The sequence below is a fragment of the Bartonella sp. AP57NXGY genome, assembly GCF_042195805.1.
GTDB lineage: Bacteria > Pseudomonadota > Alphaproteobacteria > Rhizobiales > Rhizobiaceae > Bartonella.
This window is the reverse complement of record NZ_JBHIOZ010000048.1, coordinates 5,588-10,849: the sequence shown is the minus strand read 5'-3', so window position 1 is coordinate 10,849 and position 5,262 is coordinate 5,588. Positions and strand designations below refer to the sequence as shown.

Here is a 5,262-nt window from a genome sequence, read left to right as displayed (position 1 = left end):
TTCTCAATGATATTGCTATGATACTTTTATAATTTTTATCATTACACGTTTACCCAAAGGTGAAGATACATAAGCGATGAGAAAGAAGATCACCTCTTTTGGATCAAATTTTTGCAAGAAAGTGAGAGAGGACCATAAGCCCTTCAGGCCAAGGTCCGTGTCCGGATTCTGCGTTAATATGGCCAGAATACCCAGCATCAACAAAGAGTGATCCCCAATCATTGGCAATTTTTTCTGCTACTGAAAATTGACAAAACTCATCGTTGCGACTGGCTATGACAATAGAAGGAAAAGGAAGCTTTTGGCGATGATAGGGGCCAAATGTCATTAAATGTTTGGGACGTATTTTTTCATTGGCGACATCTGGAGGTGCAACAAAGAAAGCGCCACAAATTTTTTCTGTATTTTGTACAGTTGCATGAATAACACTGGGAACTCCTAATGAATGAGCAATAAGCATAACAGGCCTTTGAGCTTTTGCGATGGCGGTTTTAACTTTGTTAACCCACTCTTCACAAACAGGCTTTGACCAATGGAGTTGTTCAATGCGGCTGGCTGTCGACAATTTTTTTTCCCAGCGTGTTTGCCAATGATCTGGACCAGATCCTTTGTAGCCAGGAACAATAAGAATATCGAGTTGATTTGCTTTCATGAATTGTTTTCTTTGTTACAACAGATTTTTGATCATAGGTTGAATGGATTTTGGTTTTCTATGTCGCTTTATTGTTCTTCAAAAACACGTTTAAAAATCGTATTGATATGTTTGGTGTGGTAAGAAAGATCAAATTTTTCGCGAAGTTCTTCTTCACTTAAAGCTTTGGTAACATCTTTGTCGTTGAGGAGTTCTTCTAAAAAATCTTTTCCTTGTTCCCAAACTTTCATCGCATTTCGTTGTACAATCCGATAAGAATCTTCACGACTAATCCCTGCTTGTGTGAGTGCTAAAAGAACCCGTTGTGAGTGAACAAGACCGCGGAATTTATTGAGATTTTTTTGCATATTTTCTGGATAGACAATGAGATTTTCAATGACAGATGTGAGGCGAGAAAGAGCAAAATCAAGTGTAATCGTCGCATCTGGAGCAATATAACGCTCAACAGATGAATGGGAAATATCACGTTCATGCCAAAGAGCTACATTTTCCATGGCTGGGAGTGCAAATGCACGTACCATACGGGCTAATCCAGTTAAATTTTCTGTTAAAACTGGATTACGTTTATGAGGCATTGCCGATGAACCTTTTTGCCCAGGTGAGAAATGTTCCTCTGCTTCAAGAACTTCTGTTCGTTGTAAGTGGCGTATTTCTATTGCTAGCCTTTCAATAGAGGAAGCAATAACACCAAGTGTTGCAAAAAACATAGCATGACGATCTCTTGGTATTACTTGGGTGGAAACCGGTTCAGTACGCATCTTCAAGGCTTTTGCTACATGTTCTTCAACGCGTGGATCGATATTAGCAAAAGTTCCTACAGCTCCTGAAATCGCGCAAGTAGAAATTTCTTCTCGTGCAGCAAGAAGACGTTTGCGACAACGGGAAAATTCAGCGTATGCAAGAGCAAACTTGATTCCAAATGTTGTCGGTTCAGCATGAATGCCATGACTCCGCCCAATGGTGATTGTCTCTTTATGCTCAAAAGCACGTCTTTTTAATGCTTCAAGAAGTTGATCTATATCCTCTAGCAAAATATCACTCGCACGCATCAATTGAATGTTCAGCGTTGTATCGAGAACATCAGATGATGTCATGCCTTGGTGGATAAAACGTGCCTCTGGTCCAATGAATTCAGCTAGGTGGGTTAGAAATGCGATAACATCATGTTTGGTAATTGCTTCAATTTCATCAATGCGATTGACATCAAATTTAGCTGCTGCCCCTTTTTCCCAAATGACTTTGGCGGCTTCTTTCGGAATAATCCCTAAGTGAGCAAGGGCATCACAGGCATGGGCTTCAATTTCAAACCAAATACGATATTTTGTTTCGGGAGACCAAATTGTTACCATTGCAGGGCGGGAATAACGTGCGATCATCATTTTTTTCCTTGTTGTGAGAGGATTGCGGCTTGGCGCAATGCACTAATACGTGTTTTGTAAAGCTCTTTATTTCCATCTTTATAAATTGCAGAGCCTGCGACAAATACATTTGCACCAGCTTTTGCAGCTATCCCAATTGTATCAACGGTGATACCACCATCAACTTCAAGATCAATAGGGCGGTTTGCAATCATGCTTTTAACGCGCTTAATTTTATTTTTTATTTCTGGAATAAAACTTTGTCCACCAAAACCGGGATTGACCGTCATGATGAGAATGAGATCTAATTGATCAAGCAAATATTCAAGTACATGTTCAGGGGTGCTTGGATTGAGTGCGATTCCTGCTTTTTTCCCCATTTTTTTGATTGTTTGTAATGAACGATGAAGATGTGGACCTGCTTCAGCATGAATAGTTATAATATCTGAACCTGCTTTTGCAAAAGCTTCTAAATAAGGGTCTACTGGTGCGATCATCAGGTGGACATCAAATATTGCTTTTGTTAATGGGCGCAGAGCTTTGACGATTTCAGGACCAAAGGTGATGTTAGGAACAAAGTGCCCATCCATAATATCAAGATGAAGCCAATCTGCACCAGCATCAACAACATCTAACATTTCTTGTCCAAGTTTAGAAAAATCAGAAGCCAAGAGAGAAGGCGAAATGAGATGAAAATGAGGCATTAAAATCTCCTTAGATTGGCAGTTTTTATCATATCGCTGTGTATACACAAATATTTTTTGTGTTATGACGGAAAAGAAAAAATATGTATTATAGGTCTTTTTATGGAAAGATTGCTTGAAATTTTAAAGCTTTATAAGTGAAAGATATGTCGAATCATAAAACATATTTGATGCCTGAACTTCAACATAAACATACTATTGCGGTTTCTTCTCAAGAATATCGAGATGCCATGAGTCTTTTTGCAGGAGCTGTGCATATTGTGACAACAAATGGTATTAAGGGAAGACGTGGGGTGACTGTTTCGGCGTGTTGTTCTTTATCTGATGATCCTCCAACCCTTCTTGTTTGTCTCATGCGCCATAATTTAAAGAATCAGGTGTTTATGGAGAATGGAAATTTTTGTGTTAATAGCTTGGCAGGAAAACATCGCTCATTAGCGGATGTTTTTTCGAGGCGTTGCAATTCTACACAAAATGAGCGTTTTGATGTTGCTCAATGGGGAGCTTTGCAAACGGGGGCGCCTAGTCTTTCAGACGCTCTAGCGTCGTTTGATTGTCGTTTGATTTGTTGGCACGAACACGCAACCCATTGTGTTTTGATTGGTGAGGTTGTTGCAATCAACTGTAATAAAGAAAAAGATGCTTTGATGTATTTGAAACGTGAATATCACACTTTGCCTTTATAAAGATTTTATTTTTTTGCATTGATGAAATGATTTATTGTTGCTTCATTTAGATTTTAAACAATGTAGAGAGTAGGGGAGGGATGGCTCTGATATCTGATATTAGATTTCCTTCTTTTTAAAGTTTTTCAATAAGCGAAAAAAATGATTCTGGATGAGATTTGATCAAGAATTCAATCTACATAAAAAAGCGATCAAACCTAAACAGTGCATTTAGATATATTCGTCGATTGTTATGAAAAAACATTTTACTCTTGTGTTGATGGGTATTGCACAATATATAGACCGCACATAGCATATGTGGAGGTTTTTTATTGCATGAGCGAAGAGATTGATGGTCAATATCGCCCTAGTGAAGATGAGCCTTTTATGAATGAGCGGCAAAAGGCGTATTTTCGTGCTAAATTGGTTTCTTGGAAGAATGATATATTAAAAGAAGCTCGTGAGACTTTGGAAAATTTGCAGGAAGAGAATGTTGGTCAGCCCGATTTGACTGATCGGGCTTCTTGTGAAACTGATCGTACAATCGAATTACGTGCTCGTGATCGTCAGAGGAAACTTATTTCAAAAATAGATGCTGCTTTAGAGCGCATTGATAATGGGACATACGGTTTTTGTGAAGAAACCGGCGAACCCATTAGTATCAAGCGTCTTGAGGCTCGGCCGATAGCCGTTTTGTCATTGGAAGCGCAAGAACGTCACGAACGACGTGAAAGAGTTTATCGCGATGATTAAGGTTATTGAGATGATAAACAAACGAAATTCGTGGTGATGAAATTGTATATTTTTATTTTTGAGGGGTAGGAATGAATAAAGATGGTTCTTGCCGCCCCTCAATTTCGGCGGTGATGGCTGAATCTTTTACCGCTTGATTCGTAAAAGGAGAGGGACTTTTATCCGATACATCGTTTCTTTCTGGAGGGGCGGAATTTAGATGTGTGTGTGTTTCTCTTTTTTGTATTTTTGATGTACCAGTAATATCGGATTCTACAACCACATCTGTTAATCCGCCAATAAGGAGCAAATGTTCTTTATTATCGCAACGGACTAAAACAAGGCGGCGTGCTCGATCTATAGAAATTACTTCACATAATGCTAATCGTGATAGACTTTTTTTTCTATTAATGCTGTATCTTCCTGTACTTAAGCGACGTAAAAACACGATAATTACGGTAATAGCTGCGATTGTTATTATAAAAAGCAAAAAGCTTATCGTTATGTTTGCAGCAGATACACCTATCTGCTCTGATAACCAGATATACATAGATTTTCTCCCATTTTGGATGGAAATATTATTTTTTATTGAGATAAATTTATAAACATACCCTCAAAAGGTTCACTTATAATGTAAGAAATAAACTTTTGAATATTAAGCGAGCTTATCTTAGATAATATCATAGTATATACTTTATAACAACATAACAACGAATATAAAGGAAGTTTTGTGACATAAGAAATAGCTATAAGCTAAGGCAAAGAGAGATGGATAAAGATTTTGAGAATAATGAAAGATCAGCGTCTTCGTTTCATCGGAGAGTTGTGATTTTTGGTGTTGTTTTTGTATTAGGTTTTCTTTTCATTGTGGGTATTTTAGGTTTTTTTTATCCACAAAACTATTTGCAACAGGCGATATCAATATCTTTTTTGATTCTAGCAATGATCGGTGTTGCAACACTCGTTTTGTGTGGAATGGGAATTTTAAGATATCATGTGTGGTCGCATGAAGATTTTGATTTTAGCATCTTTAATAGGAGCGATGATGCAATTGTAATCTCTGATCTTTCTGGTTTTGTTTATTATTCTAATCAAAACTATCGAAAAATTCTGACCTATAAGCCTGAAGTGTCTTGTTATAGGGTTATTGC

6 protein-coding genes and 1 pseudogene are annotated in these 5,262 nt (G+C 37.7%); 3 read left to right on the top strand and 4 right to left on the bottom strand.

The annotated features are described in order from the left end of the window. Positions 1–103 precede the first annotated feature (103 nt). The 3 genes from ACFIL8_RS05965 to rpe form a co-directional block, all read right to left on the bottom strand. Entirely contained in the window at positions 104–652 is a 549-nt protein-coding gene (locus tag ACFIL8_RS05965; RefSeq protein WP_375611547.1) for an RBBP9/YdeN family alpha/beta hydrolase, read from the bottom strand. A gap of 68 nt (positions 653–720) precedes the next feature. Continuing rightward, entirely contained in the window at positions 721–2,028 is a 1,308-nt protein-coding gene (gene purB, locus ACFIL8_RS05960; protein WP_375613148.1) for an adenylosuccinate lyase, read from the bottom strand. After that, on the bottom strand, positions 2,028–2,714 hold the full coding sequence (gene rpe, locus ACFIL8_RS05955; protein ID WP_375627790.1) for a ribulose-phosphate 3-epimerase: 687 nt from the start codon (positions 2,712–2,714) through the stop codon (positions 2,028–2,030). Before rpe ends, purB begins: the two co-directional genes overlap by 1 nt. Positions 2,715–2,860: 146 nt before the next feature. On the opposite strand from rpe, the gene ACFIL8_RS05950 reads away from it, so the two are divergent. Together ACFIL8_RS05950 and dksA are read left to right on the top strand one after the other, a co-directional pair. After that, positions 2,861–3,400 (top strand): flavin reductase, encoded by a 540-nt coding sequence (locus ACFIL8_RS05950; RefSeq protein ID WP_375611549.1) that lies wholly within the window; start codon positions 2,861–2,863, stop codon positions 3,398–3,400. A gap of 315 nt (positions 3,401–3,715) precedes the next feature. Continuing rightward, positions 3,716–4,132 carry an RNA polymerase-binding protein DksA gene (gene dksA, locus ACFIL8_RS05945; RefSeq protein WP_015856486.1) on the top strand — a complete coding sequence of 139 codons (417 nt, stop codon included), beginning with the start codon at positions 3,716–3,718 and terminating at the stop codon, positions 4,130–4,132. Positions 4,133–4,184: 52 nt separating this feature from the next. On the opposite strand, the gene ACFIL8_RS05940 is transcribed toward dksA, so the two are convergent. Beyond that, positions 4,185–4,661, bottom strand: a complete 477-nt coding sequence (locus ACFIL8_RS05940; protein WP_375611550.1) for a hypothetical protein — start codon at positions 4,659–4,661, stop codon at positions 4,185–4,187. 218 nt (positions 4,662–4,879) lie between these two features. Between ACFIL8_RS05940 and ACFIL8_RS05935 the strand changes: the two are divergent. Then, positions 4,880–5,262: pseudogene (locus ACFIL8_RS05935) on the top strand (hybrid sensor histidine kinase/response regulator); the annotation flags it as partial.

Bases quoted from the DNA above. Each gene is read 5' to 3' on its own strand.
- ACFIL8_RS05940 (WP_375611550.1), bottom strand. From the start codon at position 4,661: ATGTATATCTGGTTATCAGAGCAGATAGGTGTATCTGCTGCAAACATA.
- ACFIL8_RS05950 (WP_375611549.1), top strand. From the start codon at position 2,861: ATGTCGAATCATAAAACATATTTGATGCCTGAACTTCAACATAAACAT.
- rpe (WP_375627790.1), bottom strand. From the start codon at position 2,714: ATGCCTCATTTTCATCTCATTTCGCCTTCTCTCTTGGCTTCTGATTTT.
- dksA (WP_015856486.1), top strand. From the start codon at position 3,716: ATGAGCGAAGAGATTGATGGTCAATATCGCCCTAGTGAAGATGAGCCT.
- ACFIL8_RS05965 (WP_375611547.1), bottom strand. From the start codon at position 652: ATGAAAGCAAATCAACTCGATATTCTTATTGTTCCTGGCTACAAAGGA.
- purB (WP_375613148.1), bottom strand. From the start codon at position 2,028: ATGATCGCACGTTATTCCCGCCCTGCAATGGTAACAATTTGGTCTCCC.